This window comes from Serratia sp. HRI (assembly GCF_010119335.3).
GTDB lineage: Bacteria > Pseudomonadota > Gammaproteobacteria > Enterobacterales > Enterobacteriaceae > Serratia > Serratia nevei.
The window spans coordinates 4,562,928-4,580,764 of record NZ_CP083690.1 but is presented as its reverse complement, the minus strand read 5'-3'; the positions used below and the strand labels follow the sequence as shown (position 1 = coordinate 4,580,764).

The following is a 17,837-nucleotide window of genomic DNA, read 5'->3' as shown; positions in this document are numbered from 1 at the left end:
CGATATGAATATTAAATTAGACAATCTAAATCAGCTGATCGGCGCACGCATTCGCATTGAACGCGAGGCGCGCCACTGGTCGCTGTCCGATCTGGCCGAGCAGGCGGGCGTCTCACGGGCGATGGTTCATAAGATCGAGCGCGGCGAGAGCAGCCCGACGGCGATGCTGCTGGGCAGGCTGGCGGGGGCGTTCGGCCTCAGCATGTCCAAGCTCATCGCTCGGGCGGAAACGCAGGAAGGCCGGCTGCTGCGCCGGGAAGATCAACCGGTCTGGGTCGATCCGGAGAGCGGCTACGTGCGGCGCCACGTTTCGCCGCGCACCGATCTGCCGCTCGATCTGGTGCGTATCGAACTGCCGGCCGGCGCGACGATCCCGATGCCGGCCTCGGTGTATGCCTTCAAGCGCCAGCTGATCTGGGTCTTATCCGGCGAGTTGGTCTTTGTGGAAGGTGACGCGCGCCATGACATGGCCGAGGGAGACTGCCTGGAGCTCGGCCCACCGGCGGACTGCCGCTTTGAAAACCAGAGCGACCAACCGTGCGTGTATATGGTGGCGGTGCTGAGCGCCGCCTGACGCCCCGCCCGCGCTAGCCCTGCGTCGGCCGGTTATAGCCGGCGCGGAAAAACTTCTCCGCCAGCCGGCTGTCGCCGCCGGAAAAGAACTCGCTCATCGGCTCGCTGCCGAGGCCATAGGCGCGGCTCAGCTGCCCGGCTTCGAACGCCGCCCGGTTCTCGTCGCCGCAGCGCTGCGCCAAATGGTGCGCATAGCCGAGCACAAAGCCGCGCTTGTAGTCGGAGCAAAAGCGCGACAGCTCCGTCTCCGGCTTCAGGTTCTCCGCCTTTAGCCCCGCCAACAGCCCCTTGCCAAAATGGTCACCCACGGTTTCCTCCTCATCACACCATCGCTATATAACAAAACATACAGCGAATAAACGAACGAGAACATACTCCCTAAGTTTTACTCGCCGCATAAAAAAGGCCCGCCAAGCGGGCCTGAGGGAAGGCGGGCAATCACAGCGTGAAATTCAGCCCTTCGCTGACGGTCTTGCCCAGCGGCAGACGGCCCGACGGCGCCTCTTTTTCCTGCAGGAAATCCGGCAGGCGGGCCTTGTCGCCCGGTTTGCCGATCGCCACCATGGCGTGCACCGCATAGTCGTCCGGCAGCTGCAGCGCCGCCTTAATCTTGTCGTGGTGAATGCCGCTCATGCAGTGGGTCAACCAGCCTTTCAGGTGCGCCTGATGCGCCAGGCTAGCCCAGGCGGCGCCGGTATCGAACGCGTGGGTCGGGTTGTCCACCAGCCGTTCGCCGTTCAGGCTGGTGGTTTTGGAGACGATCACCACCAGCGCCGAGGCGTGCTGCGCCCAGCCGCGGTTGAAGTCGATCAGGAATTCCAGGTAGTTCTCCCAGCTGTCAGAACCGTGCTTGCTGTAGGCAAAGCGCCACGGCTGAATGTTGTAGGCCGATGGCGACCAGCGCGCCGCTTCAAAAAAGCTCAGCAGCGTTTGATCGTCGATGGCGTCGTTGGCCATCGCGCGCGGCGACCAGCGTTCGATAAATTGCGCATCAATCGGGTAATCGGAGGTTCTTGGCTGGCTCATGATAGGTTCTCGCAGTGAAGTAAAAACAAAAGTTCGCTGATATTCCCACAGCTTAGGACGGTAAAACTTTTATTTCGTGCCATTGCCCTGCGGCAGCTCCTGCTGCAGCCAGGCGAGAAATGCCCTGACCGGCGGATGCCGCTCGCGCCCCGGCGCGCACAGCACGCTGTACGCGGCGCCCGGTACGCGTACCTCCGGCCGGTACGCCACCAGCAGGCCGTTGTCCACCATATCGGACACCATCACCGAGCTGGCAAGCACCAGCCCCTGCCCGGCCACCGCCGCCTGCAGGGCGTAATGCTCCTCGTGATAGCTGCGCATCGCCGCATGGCGCTGCCACCAGTCTACGCCAGCGGCCCGGCACCAGTCATGCCAGCCGCTGTCGTACAGCGCCGAATCCCCCCACTTGACGGTGATCAGCACCGGGTTTTCCGGCTCGGCGGCGGCCAGCTCCGGCGCGGCGTAGACGCCAAAGCTTTCCTCCAGCCGCGCCGTCTGATGCAGCGCAGGATACTGCGCGCGGCTGTAACGCACCGCCACGTCCACGCTGGCGTCCTGCTGCAGATCGATCACCTCGGCGCAGGCCTCCAGGCGCACCAGATAGTGCGGGTACGCCTGGTAGAAACGTCCCAGGCGCGGCACCAGCCACAGCGCCGCGAAAGAGTGCGTGACCGAGACGCACAGCGACCCGGTGCTGGGCTGCGGCCGCAGGCCCTCGAGCGTGGCGGCGACGTCCAGCAGCGCGCCGTGCACCCCGGCAAACAGCGTTTCGCCTTTCGGCGTCAGCCGCACGCCGCGCGGCACCCGCTCGAACAGCGCAAACCCCAACTGCTGTTCCAGCGCTTTGATCTGGTGCGAAATCGCCGTCGGCGTCACCGTCAGCTCGGCCGCCGCCAGCTTGAAGCTGCGCAGGCGAGCGGCGGATTCAAAGGTGCGTAATGCGTTGACGGGCAGCATGGCAAACATGGCGAAGCCTCTTGAGATGAGTTGAAATCATCCTGGCAGAAAAGCCGTCATTTGTCGCCTGCCGGCACTTGTTTCTAGAGTAGGACTGAATCCACTTCATACCGAGGAATATGACATGAATAAAATTCATCAATCCAAACGTCTGGTAGTGCTGGTCGGCAGCCCGCGCCGCGACGGCAACAGCGCCACGCTGGCGCAGGCGATCCTGGCGGGCGCCGCCGAAGCCGGTACTTCCGCCAGCCTGCATTTTCTCGATGATTACCTGAGCGGTTTTCTGAGCGATGAACGCCACACGCCGCCGCCGGCCGATCGCTACGCCGAGCTGTTCCTGGAGCACTTCCTGCCGGCTGACGGCGCGGTATTTTGCACGCCGATTTACTGGTACGGCATGTCGGCGCAAACCAAAGCCTTTTTCGATCGCTCGTTCAGCTTCTATTCCAACGCCTACCCTCAGGCGGAACAGGTGCACCAGCGCATGAGCGGTAAACGCATCGGGCTGGCAGTGGCGTCGGAAGAAACCTACCCCGGCGCGGCGCTGGGCATCGTGCATCAGCTCCAGGAATTCAGCCGCTACACCCATTCCGCGTTCGTCGGCGTGGTGCACGGCGCCGGCAACCAGCGCGGCGAGATCGCCCGCGATCCGCGCAATCCGCTGCAGGCCGCCCGCGAACTGGGGCGCGAGTTCTTCACTCGCCCCTACTCGGATTATCAGATGGACAGCCCGCGCAGTACGCAAGTCTGGGAAGAGTAAGCGCGGCGCGCGGCGACAATTGCAAACATAACGTTAGCATCTGTCGCAATCTGTTGCGGGCCATTGGCCCGCCGTTGCCGCGCTTGTATGATACGACTCGGCGCCAGACGGTGGCCGCCGATCTCAAGCGGAAGCGAACTGCAATGTCTAAACAGTGGAAAATAGCGGCGGCCAACGCCGGTTTACGTCTCTATACCCGCATCGCGGGCAATTTCCGGCCCGCAGCGAGCTTCGATCCGCAGCAATCCTTTGAACGCATCGTGATTTTCTCCACCAGCGCCCTCGGCGATCTGATGTTCAATACGCCCGCCATCCGCGCACTGTGCGAACGCTATCCCGGCGCGCAAATCACGCTGGTCTCCAGCCATAAAAACCGGCAGCTGGTCGAAGGCAGCCCCTGCTTTCATGACGTGATTTACTGGGACCACAAGGCCAAAGACATGTTGGCCGTTATCCGGCGCCTGCGAAAAAACCGGCCACAGCTGGCGGTCATCCTGCACTCGAAGGCGCCTTACGACGTGCTGGTCGCCATCGCCGCCGGTTGCCAATACCTGTTCAAAGACGTTTACGGCAACAAACCGAGCGGCATGGAGCGCTGGCTGACCGGCGTCAGCCACAGCAGCGACGGCCATTTAATTCAGCGCAAGCTGGATATGGTGGGGCAATTGGGGTGCCGTACCAACAATCCTGACATGTTCATCCCGGTCGCGTTTCCCGCGCTTGAGAAGCCGGCGGGCAAGATCCTGATCGGCTTTCAGATGGGCGCCTCCGAAATGCTGCGCCGCTGGCCGGTCGACCGCTTTGTTGAGCTGGCACAACGGCTGCTGGCGCACTCCCCCGACTGTCAGATCGAGTTGATTGGCAGCAAGGCGGAGCGCAGCCTCGAGCGGGAATTTATGGCGGGTTTGAGCGAGGAACAGCAACAGCGGGTGGTAAGCCATATCGGCGCGACCACGTTACCGCAACTGCTGGCGACGATCGCCAATCTGCAGGTGCTGGTGACCGGCGATACCGGGCCGCTTCACCTCGCCGTGGCGTTGAAAACCGCCACCGTCAGCCTGTTCGTCACCGCTAACCCGCGGCATACCGGCCCCTATCAGGACAGCGAACGGCATCAGGTGATGCACGTGCCGGTTGACAGCGCCGCGCTGAGTGCCGCTGAGCGCCGCCAGCCGCTTAGTATTATCGCGGCGGAACAGGTGCTGGAGAAGACGCTGGCGGCGCTGTCGTCTGCACAGTCCCGATCGGCCGCCGTTTAGGCTGCGACAGCAGCAGCGCCAGCGGCAGCCAAAACAGGTACCAAAACTCCGCCGGATTGGCGATCACAAACATGCCCTGCGAACTGTAGAACACCAGCATAAACAGAAACAGGCCCGCCTCCCAGCGCCGCCCTGTGCGCCAGTGTGCGATGGCGAGCCGCGCGCCATATCCCAGCAGCGCCAGCAGCAACAGGAAACCCACGCAGCCGCCCTTCAGCAACGCGCCGAGGTACAGGCTGTGCGTGGTGTGGTTCAGCTCGCCGGTGTAATTGAGAAAGTTAAGCTGCTTGTCAAAGCCGTAGCCGAAGAACGGCGCCTGTTCGATCAGCGCCAGGCTGTGGCGCCAGATGCTGATGCGAACAAAGCTCTGTTGATACAGCTCGCCAAAACGCGTCAGCAACATTTCGCCGATCGCGCTGTAAACGACGGCGAGAACCACAGCCAGCGCGCCGGGCAACAGAAACCACAGCCACCGTCCCGGCCGGTGTCGATAAGGCATCGCCACTACCACCGCGAGCGCCAGTGCGATCAGCGGGCCGCGGCTTTGCGTCAGCACCATGAATGCCAGCAGCGGCGGGATAAAGCACAGCGCCGCTTTTTGCCCGGTATCGCGGAAAATCATCAGGCTCAACAAAATGGCGATGGCGGCGTAACCGGCCAGATCGATCACGTTGCTCGGCCCCGGATTGCGGGCGGTGGTTTCCCGCAGATAATAAATCGACGGGGCGTCGACCAGCGTCAGATACAGGCACAGCGCCGTCATGCCGGCCAGCATCGCCCACTGCAGTTGATGACGCCGCTCACCGTCGAGCAGCGTCACCAGCCAGGCGAGGTAGAGCAGGATATAGGCGCTGTGGGTCAGGGCCGACGGCATGTCGCCTGGCGTCTCGCCCCACAGCGCGCTGAGGGAATAATAAAGCAAAAACATCAGCGCCAGCCCGCCGCCCCAGCGCGCCTGACGATTGGCCCACAGCTGCCGCCGCAGCGGCGGCCAGGTGAACACGGCGGCCAGCCACAGCAGCGCCGCCAAATGAAACAGGTTGTTGACGCGGGTCTGCCCGCAAAAGATCGCGCTGAAAAACGCGAAGGCTAAAAACAGCGCGCTGCCGAAGCGATAACACCGCTCAGGCTTGCTGAAAGTAAACATTGCCGTCCACCTTCTCGAAGATATCGCTGCCGATAGCGCTGTGCAGGGAGAGGTTTTTAATCGCGATCTGCTGCTTTTTCATGATCGCGCCGGCGTGTCGAAAAGCGGGGATCACCAGCGACTCCACCTTGTCCGCCAGGAACGTCGGCAAGCGATCCTGCTCGGTTTCGTAAAAGCGCGGCTGGTGGAAGTTGTTCATGTCCAGTCCGGCGATAAACAGCTGCTTGAAGCCGAGATAGGCGATGATTTGCAGCGCCCAATAGGCCACGGTGCCGGCATCGAAAATGCCGCAGCGGATATCCTGGCTAAAGCCGAGCATGCGGCTCTCGGCGGCAAAGACCACGCCGTTTTCCCGGCAGTAGTGATCCCACAGCGCGCCGCTGTCGATCCGGGGGCGGTAAATCTTGCAGGCCGCGTCTTCGACGATCGCCAATCGGCAGCCGATCGCCGCCGGGCCAAAGCGATCGAGAATGCGCGCCACGCCGTGCACGGTGGTGAACAGCGTCAGCCCAGGCCGTTGAATGACGTCGCGCACGATCTCTGGGCGGCTGTCGATAAACCCCATGTCCACGATGACGTAGAAACGAAAATCCAGCTGCCGATGCAGGCAATAGGCGCCGTTGACCCCGATGGCGGGCATGGCGGGAATATTTTCGAAGCGCAGCGCCTTCACCGACGGGCCGGTAGCCGTCAGCAGCACCTCCCCCCGGCAGCTACTGCGCAGTTCGCTCAGCGGGACGATCGGCACCGCCCGGTGCTTGTACCATAAGGCGGCGATTTCACCGCCTTCGCCGCGCGCGATCTTCACGTAGGGCCAGAGGTTTTCGTTATGCCGATAAGGGCGCGCGTGGGAATAGCGGTAGATCTGCTTAAAAAAAGAGCCCATGGTGGCGATGTCCTGTCCAGAGTGCGTGACGATACCTACAGAGGCATCTTTCTGTATGCTCAGAATTTAAAAACGTGTCAGCACTGGCCAGGCCGCACAGCGAGTATCTAAATATTCGTTTAGTGAGGCAATTTTTGTAATTTGAATTATTAGTCAGCGTATCGATAAGAGATATGTCGAAGTGTTAATTGAATGAGAAACTGTTGCAGCACGTAAAAATAACGTGAGTGGCAGCGGCACCGCCGCTTGGCATTGAAGGGGTTTTGTTATAATGTATCACAACTTCAGCCAAAGGAAGACGACGATGAAAATCCAGCTGTCGCTGCTGTTTCTCAGCCTGCTGGCCGGCAAGGCCGCGGCGTTTCAGTCAAAAGTGCCCGAACCGCGCCCGGAACAGGCGCGCGCGGCGGAACAAAACATCGAAAATCTGTTTTACGGCTTTCACGCCATGGACGCCCAGCCGGTGAACATCGGCAGCTGCGCGGCGGTGCCGGTAGCGGGATGCCAATGCGCGTTCTGTACCCAGCTGCGGCAGGCCGGGCGCTGAACCTTATTCACCCCAGCTCATACTGCACGATCAGCTGACCTTTCTTCATCTTTACGCCGGTGATCGCAATTGCCCCCACCTCGCCCAGCCTGGCGACATGGGTGCCGCCGCAGCCGTAGGCGGGCAGTTCGCCGAAGCCGACCTGGCGCATCCCCTCCACCGCCTGTTGGCGGCGCGGTAAATCGGCGGCGATCAAGCGCACCAGCTCCGCCTGCAAAAAGTTCGCTTCTACCGTCTGCGCATCCGGCCCTGGCGTAAACGTGATGCGCCCTTCCCCCGGCCAATGATGTGCCTTGACCGGCCGCCAGCCTCGGGTTTCTCCCAGCCAGCCGATCAGATGCCCGCCGGAGTGCCAGCGGGCGTGCAGGCGGCGCTGCGCTTCATCGATTTGCATCGTAACCGGCCCGAGCGGCAGCGGCGCAGCGGTAAAGTGCAGCACGGTATCCCCTTGCTGCTGCACCCGCAGCACGGCGACGCCGCCTAACGTCCCCACGTCGGACGGCTGGCCACCGCCCTGCGGGTGGAACAGCGTGGCGTCGAGCTCTACGGCGTAAGCGCCCGCCTCGGCCGGCGCGCAGCTCAACACCTGCGCCTGGCCCTGTACATCGTCACTGTAGTAATAACGTCGTTCGGTCATCATTTTTCTCCTCGGTTCGAAGAGCCATTATATTCATGTCATAATCGAGGGATAATCCGCCGCTATCACAATGGACCTTTGCGTCATGAGCACAAATCTTTCTTACGCCCTGTTGCCCGAAATGGCCGTTTTCGTTCAGGTGGTAGAGAGCGGCAGCTTTTCCGCCGCTGCCCGTAAACTGGGCACCTCGCCTTCCGCCGTCAGCCGCAGCGTGGCGAAACTCGAGCAGGCGCTGGCGCTGCAGCTGCTGCACCGCACCACCCGCAAACTGCGGCTGAGCGAAAGCGGCGAAGAGGCGTTTGCGCACTGCCGCACCCTGCTGGCGGCGGCCGACGCGGTCATGGCGATCGGCGGGCGCGGCGCCGTGGAGCCCGAGGGGCTGGTCAGCGTCAGCGTGCCCAAGGCGGTGGGCCGCTTCGTGCTGCATCCGCACATGCCGGAGTTCCTGCGCCGCTACCCGAAGGTGGACGTGAGGCTGCGGCTGGAAGATCGCTACATGGATTTGATCGACGATCGGGTCGATCTGGCGCTGCGCATCACCGATCGCCCGTCGCCCGGGTTGATCGGCCGCCAGTTGATGAGAATAGACCATCTGCTGTGCGCCACGCCGCACTACCTGGCGCAGCACGGCACGCCGCAGCACCCGCACGATCTGGCGGCGCACAGCTGCATCTATCTGGGCGAAACGCCGAGCGACGCGCAATGGAAGTTCCGCCGCAGCGGCAAAACGGTGACGGTCAACGTGCGCGGCCGCTACGCCGCCAACCACACCGGTGTGCGGCTGGACGCGGTAAAACAGCATATCGGCATCGGCAGCCTGCCGTATTTTACCGCCCGCCAGGCGCTCGACGACGGCGAGATCGTGCAGGTGTTGCCGGAGTGGGATTTCCTCAGCAGCTATCACGGCGGCCTGTGGTTACTCTACGCGCCTAACCAGTATCTACCGCCCAAACTGCGGGTGTTTATCGACTATCTCGTCGCCTGCCTGGCGCAGGAGCCGCAGCTAAAGCGCCTTGCGTAACGTGATGTTGATGCGGTGTGGCCCCACCAGCGAGTGGTAGCCTTCCTTGACCGGCAGGATGCCGTGAAAACAGAGCCGCGCCGGGCCGCCCCATACCACCACGTCGCCGTGCGCCAATGGGATGCGCTGCGCCCGGTCGCTGCGTTGCAGCCCGCCGAACTGAAACACCGCCGGCAGCCCGAGCGACACCGAGACGATCGGCGCACCGAAGTCGTGCTCGTCTTTATCCTGATGCAGCGACAGCTTGCTGCCAGGATCGTAACGGTTCATCAGGCAAGAGTCCGGCACGAAGGGGCCGAAGCCCGCCTGCTGCGCGGCTTCGTCCGCCAGCGCCATCAGGATGGGGGGAATGGCCGGCCAGCGTTTGCCGCTGCGCGCGTCGCGTTCCGAATAGCGGTAACCGCGGCTGTCGCTGGTCCAGCCATTGCCGCACCAGCTCATCGCCACCGACATCACATGCCCGCCGGGGGTAGTCAAATGCCGCCACGGCACCTGGGCGACTACGCCCTGCACCGCCGCCAGCAGTTCCGGCCCGTGATCGCGCACGAAGCCGTGCATCACCACCGCGCCGGGGGCGATCTCTTCGCGCCACGGCGGCGGCAGCGCGTCTTCAAAAAGATCGATTGTCATCGCCAAAACCTGTATGAATACACAGTATTCATTGTAACCCGCCGCCGCCGATTGTCCAGCGCCCGGCAACGCCATTGTCGTTGGCGGCAAATTTCTCTACAGTAGCCGCCATAAAATCAATCACTCACCAGGAATGCGTGTGATTAAGGGCATCACTCTTTCGGTCGTCGCCTCCATCTTGTTCGGCGCGATGTATTACTTCACCTCTACCCTCACCCCGCTGAACGGCGAACAGGTCTACGGCTGGCGCACGCTGCTGACGCTGCCGTTCCTGACGCTGTTTATGGCGCTGTCCGGCGATTGGCGCAAAGTGGGCGACACGCTGGCCTGGATCGGCCAACGGCCGCAGCGCCTGCTGGGCCTGCTGCTCACCTCGGCGCTGCTGGGGGTGCAGCTGTGGCTGTTCCTGTGGGCGCCGCTGCACGGCAAGGCGCTCGACGTGTCGCTCGGCTATTTTCTGCTGCCGCTGACCATGGTGCTGGCGGGCCGTTTTTTCTACCGCGATCGGCTGTCGCTGCTGCAAAAGCTGGCGGTGGCGTGCGCCATGGTGGGGGTGGGCAATGAGCTGTATCAGGCGGGCGGCGTCTCGTGGCCGACGCTGGTGGTGGCGCTGGGCTATCCGCTCTACTTTATTTTGCGGCGGCGTTTCGGCACCGACAATCTCGGCGGGCTGTGGTGCGAGCTGGCGCTGATGCTGCCGGCGGCGGCCTGGTTCGCCTTCGGCGACGGCGGCGCGGCGGCGCTGCAGATCAATGCCGAGCTGTATTGGCGCATTCCGCTGCTCGGTGTCATCAGCGCCGTGGCGCTGGTGTGTTACATCCTCGCCAGCCGCCTGCTGCCGTTCAGCCTGTTCGGCCTGCTGAGCTATGTGGAACCGGTGCTGCTGGTGATCGTCGCGCTGCTGCTCGGCGAAAGCATCGGCCAAAGCGAATGGCCGACCTATCTGGCTATCTGGCTGGCGGTGCTGCTGCTGGCGGCGGAAGGCGCGCAGCACCTGCTGCGCCGCCAGCGGGTCTGACTCAGGCGGCCAGCGTGGCGCCGCCGTCGATCACGATGTCCTGCATGGTGATATGGCTGGCCAAATCGGAGGCCAGGAACAACACCGCGTTGGCGATCTCATCCGGGCGGGCGATTTTGCCCAGCGGGATCCCCAGCTTGAACATCTCGGGGAAACCGGCGATGGTGCGTTGCTGCGCGTCGTCGGTCTGCCACATGCCGCGCTGCATCGGCGTGTCGGTCGAGCCCGGCGACACCAGATTGCAGCGCACGCCGAACGGCGCCATCTCCAACCCCACACAGTGGTTCAGGCTGGTCAGCGCCGCCTTGGAGGCGCAGTAGGCCGCCATCTGCGCGCGCGGTACGTGCGCGGCATTGGAACCAATGCTGACGATCGCCCCGCTGCGCTGCGCCTTGAAGTGCGGCAGCACGGCGCGGAACAGGTAGAACGCCCCCGAGGCGTTGACGTTGATGCACTGATGCCAGTCATCCACGCTCAGATCTTCGGTATTGCCCATGCGCAGAATGCCGGCGGCGTTGACCAACACGTCCAGTCGCGGGTTCTCCGCCAGCTGTTGGCGGCACACCGCCTCCACCTGCTCCGGCCGGCTGATGTCCAGCATCACGCAAGGGTAAGGCAGATCCGGGTTGGCGAACTCGCGGTCAAATCCCACCACCTCGGCGCCCTGCGTCAAAAAATGCCGGGCGATCTGCTCGCCGATGCCGCGCGCCGCGCCGGTCACCCACACGCGTTTGCCGGTGAAGTCCATCTGAATGCTCATGCGCACACCGCCATCCGGGCACGCTGCCGGGTCATGTTGTTGTTCATCGTTGTCTCCTGCGAAAGCGTATGACGCGGCGCGCACTGCGCCGCAAAGAGGCCTACAGCGCGCCGCTGTTCAGGCCGAAAGCGTTGAGCATGGTGCCCAGTTTGGCGGCGGTTTCCATCCACTCGGACTGCGGCGTCGAGGCGGCGACGATGCCCGCGCCGGCGAACAGCCGTACCCGGTTGCCGCGCAGCAGGCCGCTGCGGATGACGATCGCCCACTCACCGTCGCCGTTGGCGTCGCACCAGCCGACGATGCCGCTGAACAGGCCGCGATCGTGCGGTTCCAGATCGGCGATCAGTTGGCGGGCGCTCTCGGTCGGGAAGCCGCACAGCGCCGGCGTCGGATGCAGCAGGCAGGCCAGCTGCATCACGTTGAGATTCGGGTTCAGCAGCTCGCCGCGAATGCGGGTGGACAGGTGCCACATGGTGCCGGTGCTGAGCAACGACGGGCCGCTGGGCACGCTCAGGCTGGCGCACAATGGCGCCAGGTGGCGGCGAATGTCGTCGATCACCAGCTTGTGTTCGTATTTGTCTTTGGTCGAGCGCATCAGGCGCTCGCTGCCGAGGCGATCCTGCTGCGGATCGTCCTGACGGCGCGCCGAGCCCGCCAGCGGATTGGTGTGGATCTCGCCGCCCTGCTTGCGGATCAGCAGTTCCGGGCTGGCGCCGATCAGCACGCCGCCATCGGCCAGCGGCAGGGAAAAGTGGTAGCCGGTCGGGTTCTGCACCATCAGGTTATTGAGGATCTGGTGGCCCGCCACCGGCTGCTCCAGCTCGATGTCGAGGATGCGCGACAGCACCGCCTTGTCCAGCTTGCCCTGTTTAAAGCGGCTGACCGCTTCCGCCACCGCGTGCTTGAAGCGCGGCTCGTCCGGAATGCTGGTGCAGGCGGCCAGGCGATGCGCCTGTTGCAGCATCGGGCGCGCGGCGCGGGTAAAGCTGTCGTTGGCGACAAACTGGCAGTTTTCAGGCACGTACAGGCTGGAAGGCCGGCGCGTATCGAACGGAATGGCGCCCACTACCACCGGCGTCTCCTGGCCGGCGGCTTTGGCGCGCGCCAGCGCCTGGCGGATATGCTGCGCCAGCGCGCTGCCTTCCTGCTCGCCGCCGAACGCCGGCGTCTCGATACGCTCGAACACGCCATCGGCGAAGAGGGAACGGAATTCGGACCGGTACAAAAAGGTCGATTGTTCGGCGTACACAAACCCGGGGAAGGTTTGGTTTTCTGTCGTCAGTGTCGCCACTAGACCACTCCTTTGTTGCGCCTTACCAATGATAATGTTTATGCGAATAATTATCATTAGCTATAAAAGGAGGATAAATTACACCGGATCCCCACCGTGGGTCAATCTCCGATGAATGAATCTTTCCGCCCGCTGCGGCAAATCCGCGTTACGGCAAAGTAAGAAATAACACACTGTTATGATTGTGTTTTAGCAGAAAATAAAAGTCGTGACGTCGTCACCTTCACGCCAAAAGCGCCCGTTAAACCGGCGGCCGGCGGGGCAATTTGGCGTCAACGTCTTAAGCAGCGCTAATACAAACGTCTGCCGCTGCATATCCACGGCGACCATGCGCGCATCGAGAAAATCGAAGTAACAGCGCACCTGCGGATAAAGCGCCTTGAACAGGCTCTCTTTGGCGGAAAACGTCAGCGTCAGCAGTTCATTGAACGGCAGCGCCTCGCGCAGCAACGCCTCGCGCTCCCCCGCCGAAACGATCGCGCCCCACAGCTCCTCCGCCCGCACGTCGGAGAGCAGCGTCTCCACATCCAGCCCAACGCCGCCCAGCCCGCTCTCGCGGTGCACGGCGCACAGCGCGGTATCAGAATTATGGCTCAGCGCCCCGGCGATGCCCGGCGGCCACTGCGGCGCGCGATCTTCGCCGCGCGCCAGGGTGAAATCGGCAAAACCGAGCGGCGCCAACAGTTGCCGCGCCAGAAAACGCCCGGCCAGATACTCCGCGCGGCGCTTCGGCACCGCGCGCGCCAGATGATCCGGCAGCGCAAAGCCCGCCTCGGGAAAACTCTCGTCACGATACTCCGCCAGCGCAAAATGGCAGCGCGCCACCTGGCCCGGATAGCCGTCCGGCGTGAAAAATTCGATATGGCGGATAAAAGTAGGCAACGGCGGTATCCATGATAAGCAGGCAGGCTGATGATGTTAGCCCCCGAAACGGCCTGCAACAATGACCCTGGGCAAAATAAATGGCGTTAAGGCCCGCACGGCGGCGCGTTAGCCGGGATGGGGAGAGGCCTCTCCCCCGCATTCGGGAGAGAGGCTGAGCATTACAAGATGCCTTTCATGGTCTTTTCGAAATCGCTCCAGGCGCAGAAACCGTCCTTGTCGATCGGGCAGCCTTTCAGCGCCAGCGTCACCCGCTGCGGCGGGGTTTGCAGCGTCAGCGGCGTCGCCTTGCGCAGCTGTTCGGTGGACTGATAGACGTACTCGATCTTCAGCAATTCACGGTCGTTCTGCGCGTCGCGCCAGCGCTGGAACACCAGTTTGCCACCGATCGGCGTTTTCTCGTATTGCTGCGGCAGCTGATACGGCTGGAACTGCATGGCCGACAGCAGCGAGGCAATATTGGAATCGTGGCCGACCAGCACCGTCAGCTTCGGCGCGTCCGGTTTGCGCTCGCCGAGCAGCGCGTTGTTGATGTAGGTCAGCAGCGGCTTGGCAACGTTCTGCGCCACCACCGGTGAGGTGAACAGCGAGTCCTGATAGCCGTCTTTCAGCTGCGCCAGCTGCTGCCACTGGTGCGGGGTGGCGATTTTGCCCCAGGCCACCTCTTTCATCGGGAAACCTTCGTAATACTGCAGCATAAAGGCGTCCACCAGCGAGTTGCCTACCCGCAGCGGGCCGGAAACGCCCGGCTCTTTGCCCGGCACCGCGCTCATCACGCTGGTTTCTTTGGTCAGGTCACAGTGTTTGTCGGTCTTGCAGGCGGCGGAATCCTTGTAGTCGATGATCTTCGCCAGCTGTTGGTAAGAAGCGTCCAGCTTCAGCGAGCCCAGCGCGGCGTTCATCGCCGCCAACGCCTGCTGGTTGAAGGCCTCGCTGGTGTCGGTGATGATCGGGTTGAAGGTCGGATCCATCTCGCCCATCTTGTCCTGATGGTGCACGCTGACGTCACAGCCGGGGAACGCGCCGTTGCTGAAGAACTGCGCGGTGGCCACCGTGCGCTGCAGGCTGTTGGCGTAGACGTACACGCTGCCGGCGGTCGGGCAACCCTCTTGCGGCAACAGGCCGGTCTGCTTCAGCCAGGCGTTGAAGTAGTGCCCCATATACACTTCCAGCACCCCGCCCTTGGTGGTCAGCTGGCCGCCCGGCGTTTCCCAGGCCGGCCAGGCCTTCGGCGTAGACTGCGCCAGCACGCTGCCGTTGTTGGCCAGCGGCGCGCGCAGGTTATGGCGGCTCATGACCAGCACCTGTTCCAGCTGATAACCGCCGGCTTCCGCCAGCGCGTTCCCGGTGAATAACAAAGGCAGGCACAGCAATAACGTTTTTTTTCTCATCCGCAGAGGCTCCCGGAAAATGATTATTTTTAAGGTGTTAGCGTTTGCCCAAGTATGATGGCGGGGTTAGTGTGACAAGTGTGTGACAGGGTTCACGGGAAAGGATCGTAACCGCGGCCACCGGGCGGTGGCCGCGTGGCTTCAACTCAGTACCACAGGCTCATGATCGGCCAGCCGATCAGCAGCAGCGCGGCGATGTACACCACGCCGAGAATGCCGCCCAGGCGCCAGTAGTCTTTCGACTTCACGTAGCCGCAGCCGTAGATGATCACCCCCGGCCCGGTGGCGTACGGCGTCAGCACGCCCATGATACCGATCGACAGCACCAGCAGCATCGACAGCTGCTCCATCGGCACGCCCGGCAACCCTTTACCGACCGCCAGGATCACCGGCAGCATGGTGGCGGTGTGCGCCGACAGGCTGGCGAACAGGTAGTGGGCGAAATAGAACACCAGCACCAGCGCCACCACCGTCATGTTCGGCGAGAAGCCGTCCAGGTGGGTGCTCATGGTCTGGGCGAACCAGTCGATAAAGCCGGAGCGCGTCAGGCCGTTGGCCATCACCACCAGCGTCGCCAGGTTAACCAGCGTGTTCCAGGCGCTGGAATATTTGGTGATCTCTTTCCACGACACCACGTGCAGCGCCAGCATCAGCGACACCGCCAGCAGACACACCGCGGTAGCGTCCAGCATTTTGCCGCCGAACACCCACAGGCACAGGCTGAGCAGCACCAGGCCGATCAGAGTGTATTCCTTGCGCGTCAGCTTGCCCATTTCCCCCAGCGCGGTATCCGCCCAGGCGGCCACTTCGCTGCTGTGGGTCACGCCCGGTTTGTACAGGTAGTAGGAGATCAGCGGCGCGATGATCAGCAGCAGCAGGCCGACCGGCAGGAACGCCAGGAACCACTGCATCCAGCTGATGTGCACCCCGGCGATCTTGCCGACGAACTCGATGCCCAGCACGTTCGGCGCGGCGCCGGTGACGAACATCGAGGAGCTGATGCTGGTGCCGACCACCATCATCCACATCAGGTAACCGCCGATGCGGCGTGAAGAGGGATCGTTGGGGAAGGAATCGAACAGCGGCGGCAGGTTTTTCACCACCGGAAATACCGTGCCGCCGGTGCGCGCGGTGTTGGACGGCGTGAACGGCGCCAGCAGGATATCGATGATCACCACCGCATAGCCCAGCGTCAGCGTGCGCTTGCCCATGAACTTCACCAGGAACAGCGCGATGCGCCGCCCCAGCCCGGTGGCCTCGTAGCCCAGCGCGAAGATAAAGGCGCCGAACACCAGCCAGACGGTGGTGCTGGAGAAGCCCGCCAGCCCCCATTTCAGCGCCTCTTTACCGGCCTTGAAGCCCGGCTCCGCCAGCTCCTGCGCGCCGAACAGCACCCAGTTGGCGCTCAGCACGCTGACGGTCACTGCGATAAAGCTGATGGCGGTGGCCGGGATCGGCTCCAGAATCATGCCGACGATCATCGCCACGAAGATGGCGAAGTAGTGCCAGGCCTGCGGCGGCATGCCGTCGGGCACCGGTATCAATAACAGGATCGCGAGCACCGCCAGCGGCGCTATCGCTTTCCAGATCTTTTCCTGGGTTTGGGACATAGGGACTCTCCTGAAGGCTTGGTTATTATTCTTGGGCACCCAGCTGCGCCAGCAGCCAGGTCACTATCAACAGGTCGGCACTGCCGCCGGGGCTGAGGTTGCGGGCGATGCAGTCGGCATCGAAGCGCCGCAGGCGCGCCAGACCCGCCTCCCCCGCCGAGCCGCCCTGCGCCAGCAGCAATGCCGCCCGGCGCCGCAGCCAGCGCAGCCCGTGCAGGCCGCCGCGCGAGGCGACGTTGGTGTCGTCGTTGTGGGCCATCAGCCACAGCAGGCTGTCCAGCAGCGCCCGCTGTTCGTCGTCGCCGCCGGCCAGCCGTTGCCGATACAGCGGCAGCGCGCCGTCAATGACCAGCCGGAAACCGGCCTCCGCCTCGCCGCGCGCGCCGCTCAGCCCGTGTGCGGCGAACAGCCGCTGGCCGGCGGTCTGCCCGGCGTTGTTGCGCCGCAGCTCGCGATCCACCAGCCCCCGGCACATCGCCGCCACCTCGGCGCACAGCGCTTCGGCGCCGATGGCGCGGCCCTGCTGCTGCAGGCGGCCGAAGGCGGTGCACAGTAACCCGAGCGAGAACACGCTGCCCTTGTGGGTGTTAATGCCGCCGGTAGCGCGAAACATCTGGTTTTCGCAGGCCAGGCCGAGTGGCCGCAGCCGCGCCAGCTGCTGCTCTGCCGGCAAAGTGGCGTCTTCGCGCCCGCGTTGGATAAAGCGCGGCAGCCACACGCCGATGGCGCGGGCGCTGCGATAGAAGTGCCCGAGATCCATGTCGCGGTGGGCGCCGGTGTTATGGCGATCCACCAGCCCCGGCTTGGGCGTGAGGTTGACTTCCACCAGCAGCGCGCGGAAAGCGGCGCGGGCGAAGTCGCAGGCCGGTTCGGCACGGTGGGCGGGCAGGTTAATCGGCAGAGATCGCATCGTTGAACATCCTTTCCATTTCATGCAGCAGCTGCTCGCTGCTGTGCCGCCGCTGGCGGGCGCAGATCTTGGCCGGTTGGCCGCACAGCAGGCAGCGCCGTTCCGGCAGGCCGATGTCGCGGCGCGACAAAATGCGCCCCTGCGTATCCAGCACGTCGATATCCCACAGCCGGCCGATCGGGCGGCTCACCTCCAGCTGCATGGCGCAGTCCTTCACCCGCTGGGCATCGGCGCGCAGCGCGACAAACCCTTCGCAGCCGGTGGAGAGCGCCAGCGCCTCGGCCTGCGGGCTGGGCCAACCCTGTTCGGCGCACAGCCGCAGCAGCGCCGTCCACCCCAGGTTGAAGATGCCGCGCGTCAGCGCGCTGTCCTTCACCGGGCCGGGCACCACCAGCGTCAGCACCAGCAGCGTGCACTCGTGCTGCGCCAGCCATGCCTGCTGCCGCGCCTGGCGGCATTCGCGGCTGGTGAGCAGCGCCGGCAGGCTGACCGCGCGTTCGGCGGCCAGTTGGGGATCGACGGCGGCCATCGC

20 protein-coding genes are annotated in these 17,837 nt (G+C 63.6%); 6 read left to right on the top strand and 14 right to left on the bottom strand.

Annotated elements, in window-relative coordinates; all coding sequences use genetic code 11:
• The first annotated feature begins 4 nt into the window (after nucleotides 1–4).
• Entirely contained in the window at nucleotides 5–574 is a 570-nt protein-coding gene (locus tag GF111_RS21905) for an XRE family transcriptional regulator (RefSeq protein WP_038878021.1), read from the top strand.
• 13 nt (nucleotides 575–587) lie between these two features.
• Here GF111_RS21905 and GF111_RS21900 read toward each other — a convergent pair whose 3' ends face one another.
• The 3 genes from GF111_RS21900 to GF111_RS21890 form a co-directional block, all read right to left on the bottom strand.
• Nucleotides 588–881 (bottom strand): DUF2623 family protein, encoded by a 294-nt coding sequence (locus GF111_RS21900; RefSeq protein ID WP_038878018.1) that lies wholly within the window; start codon nucleotides 879–881, stop codon nucleotides 588–590.
• A 130-nt stretch (nucleotides 882–1,011) separates the two neighbouring features.
• Complete coding sequence (locus GF111_RS21895) at nucleotides 1,012–1,599, bottom strand: nitroreductase family protein (RefSeq protein ID WP_033635168.1); 588 nt, start codon at nucleotides 1,597–1,599, stop codon at nucleotides 1,012–1,014.
• 69 nt (nucleotides 1,600–1,668) lie between these two features.
• Nucleotides 1,669–2,565 (bottom strand): LysR substrate-binding domain-containing protein, encoded by an 897-nt coding sequence (locus GF111_RS21890; protein WP_047730310.1) that lies wholly within the window; start codon nucleotides 2,563–2,565, stop codon nucleotides 1,669–1,671.
• A gap of 115 nt (nucleotides 2,566–2,680) precedes the next feature.
• On the opposite strand from GF111_RS21890, the gene GF111_RS21885 reads away from it, so the two are divergent.
• Entirely contained in the window at nucleotides 2,681–3,316 is a 636-nt protein-coding gene (locus GF111_RS21885) for a flavodoxin family protein (RefSeq protein ID WP_147190373.1), read from the top strand.
• A gap of 143 nt (nucleotides 3,317–3,459) precedes the next feature.
• Nucleotides 3,460–4,575 (top strand): glycosyltransferase family 9 protein, encoded by a 1,116-nt coding sequence (locus GF111_RS21880; protein WP_060434569.1) that lies wholly within the window; start codon nucleotides 3,460–3,462, stop codon nucleotides 4,573–4,575.
• Here GF111_RS21880 and GF111_RS21875 read toward each other — a convergent pair.
• On the bottom strand, nucleotides 4,499–5,722 hold the full coding sequence (locus tag GF111_RS21875; RefSeq protein ID WP_038878010.1) for an O-antigen ligase: 1,224 nt from the start codon (nucleotides 5,720–5,722) through the stop codon (nucleotides 4,499–4,501). The two genes, GF111_RS21880 and GF111_RS21875, sit on opposite strands and share 77 nt — an antisense overlap.
• Nucleotides 5,700–6,608 (bottom strand): sugar glycosyltransferase, encoded by a 909-nt coding sequence (locus GF111_RS21870; RefSeq protein ID WP_038878008.1) that lies wholly within the window; start codon nucleotides 6,606–6,608, stop codon nucleotides 5,700–5,702. The genes GF111_RS21875 and GF111_RS21870 overlap by 23 nt, the downstream gene beginning before the upstream one ends.
• Before the next feature lie 304 nt (nucleotides 6,609–6,912).
• Between GF111_RS21870 and GF111_RS21865 the strand changes: the two genes are divergently transcribed.
• Nucleotides 6,913–7,155, top strand: a complete 243-nt coding sequence (locus GF111_RS21865; RefSeq protein WP_025303447.1) for a hypothetical protein — start codon at nucleotides 6,913–6,915, stop codon at nucleotides 7,153–7,155.
• Between the two features lie 7 nt (nucleotides 7,156–7,162).
• Here the strand turns inward: GF111_RS21865 and GF111_RS21860 are convergent, their stop codons facing one another.
• Entirely contained in the window at nucleotides 7,163–7,792 is a 630-nt protein-coding gene (locus GF111_RS21860; RefSeq protein WP_048234419.1) for a serine-tRNA(Ala) deacylase AlaX, read from the bottom strand.
• Between the two features lie 85 nt (nucleotides 7,793–7,877).
• On the opposite strand from GF111_RS21860, the gene GF111_RS21855 reads away from it, so the two are divergent.
• Nucleotides 7,878–8,813, top strand: coding sequence for a LysR family transcriptional regulator (locus GF111_RS21855; RefSeq protein ID WP_033647920.1), 936 nt, complete (start codon nucleotides 7,878–7,880; stop codon nucleotides 8,811–8,813).
• Here GF111_RS21855 and alkB read toward each other — a convergent pair.
• The gene (gene alkB / locus GF111_RS21850) at nucleotides 8,796–9,443 is read right to left on the bottom strand and encodes a DNA oxidative demethylase AlkB (RefSeq protein ID WP_147190371.1); all 648 of its coding nucleotides are present in this window, start codon (nucleotides 9,441–9,443) and stop codon (nucleotides 8,796–8,798) included. The two genes, GF111_RS21855 and alkB, sit on opposite strands and share 18 nt — an antisense overlap.
• Nucleotides 9,444–9,582: 139 nt before the next feature.
• On the opposite strand from alkB, the gene rarD reads away from it, so the two are divergent.
• Nucleotides 9,583–10,461, top strand: coding sequence for an EamA family transporter RarD (rarD, locus tag GF111_RS21845; protein WP_039565258.1), 879 nt, complete (start codon nucleotides 9,583–9,585; stop codon nucleotides 10,459–10,461).
• 1 nt (nucleotide 10,462) lies between these two features.
• Here rarD and dhbA read toward each other — a convergent pair whose 3' ends face one another.
• The 7 genes from dhbA to citX form a co-directional block, all read right to left on the bottom strand.
• Nucleotides 10,463–11,221 (bottom strand): 2,3-dihydro-2,3-dihydroxybenzoate dehydrogenase, encoded by a 759-nt coding sequence (gene dhbA, locus GF111_RS21840; protein ID WP_038878000.1) that lies wholly within the window; start codon nucleotides 11,219–11,221, stop codon nucleotides 10,463–10,465.
• Nucleotides 11,222–11,321: 100 nt separating this feature from the next.
• Nucleotides 11,322–12,512 (bottom strand): isochorismate synthase MenF, encoded by a 1,191-nt coding sequence (locus GF111_RS21835; RefSeq protein WP_038877998.1) that lies wholly within the window; start codon nucleotides 12,510–12,512, stop codon nucleotides 11,322–11,324.
• A 189-nt stretch (nucleotides 12,513–12,701) separates the two neighbouring features.
• On the bottom strand, nucleotides 12,702–13,394 hold the full coding sequence (locus GF111_RS21830) for a 4'-phosphopantetheinyl transferase (protein WP_038877995.1): 693 nt from the start codon (nucleotides 13,392–13,394) through the stop codon (nucleotides 12,702–12,704).
• 161 nt (nucleotides 13,395–13,555) lie between these two features.
• Nucleotides 13,556–14,785 carry a bifunctional glucose-1-phosphatase/inositol phosphatase gene (gene agp / locus GF111_RS21825; RefSeq protein ID WP_038877993.1) on the bottom strand — a complete coding sequence of 410 codons (1,230 nt, stop codon included), beginning with the start codon at nucleotides 14,783–14,785 and terminating at the stop codon, nucleotides 13,556–13,558.
• 146 nt (nucleotides 14,786–14,931) lie between these two features.
• Complete coding sequence (locus GF111_RS21820; protein WP_004940821.1) at nucleotides 14,932–16,395, bottom strand: anion permease; 1,464 nt, start codon at nucleotides 16,393–16,395, stop codon at nucleotides 14,932–14,934.
• A gap of 25 nt (nucleotides 16,396–16,420) precedes the next feature.
• Nucleotides 16,421–17,305 carry a triphosphoribosyl-dephospho-CoA synthase CitG gene (citG, locus tag GF111_RS21815; protein ID WP_038877991.1) on the bottom strand — a complete coding sequence of 295 codons (885 nt, stop codon included), beginning with the start codon at nucleotides 17,303–17,305 and terminating at the stop codon, nucleotides 16,421–16,423.
• Nucleotides 17,286–17,834 (bottom strand): citrate lyase holo-[acyl-carrier protein] synthase, encoded by a 549-nt coding sequence (gene citX, locus GF111_RS21810; protein ID WP_038877989.1) that lies wholly within the window; start codon nucleotides 17,832–17,834, stop codon nucleotides 17,286–17,288. The genes citG and citX overlap by 20 nt, the downstream gene beginning before the upstream one ends.
• Nucleotides 17,835–17,837: the final 3 nt, after the last annotated feature.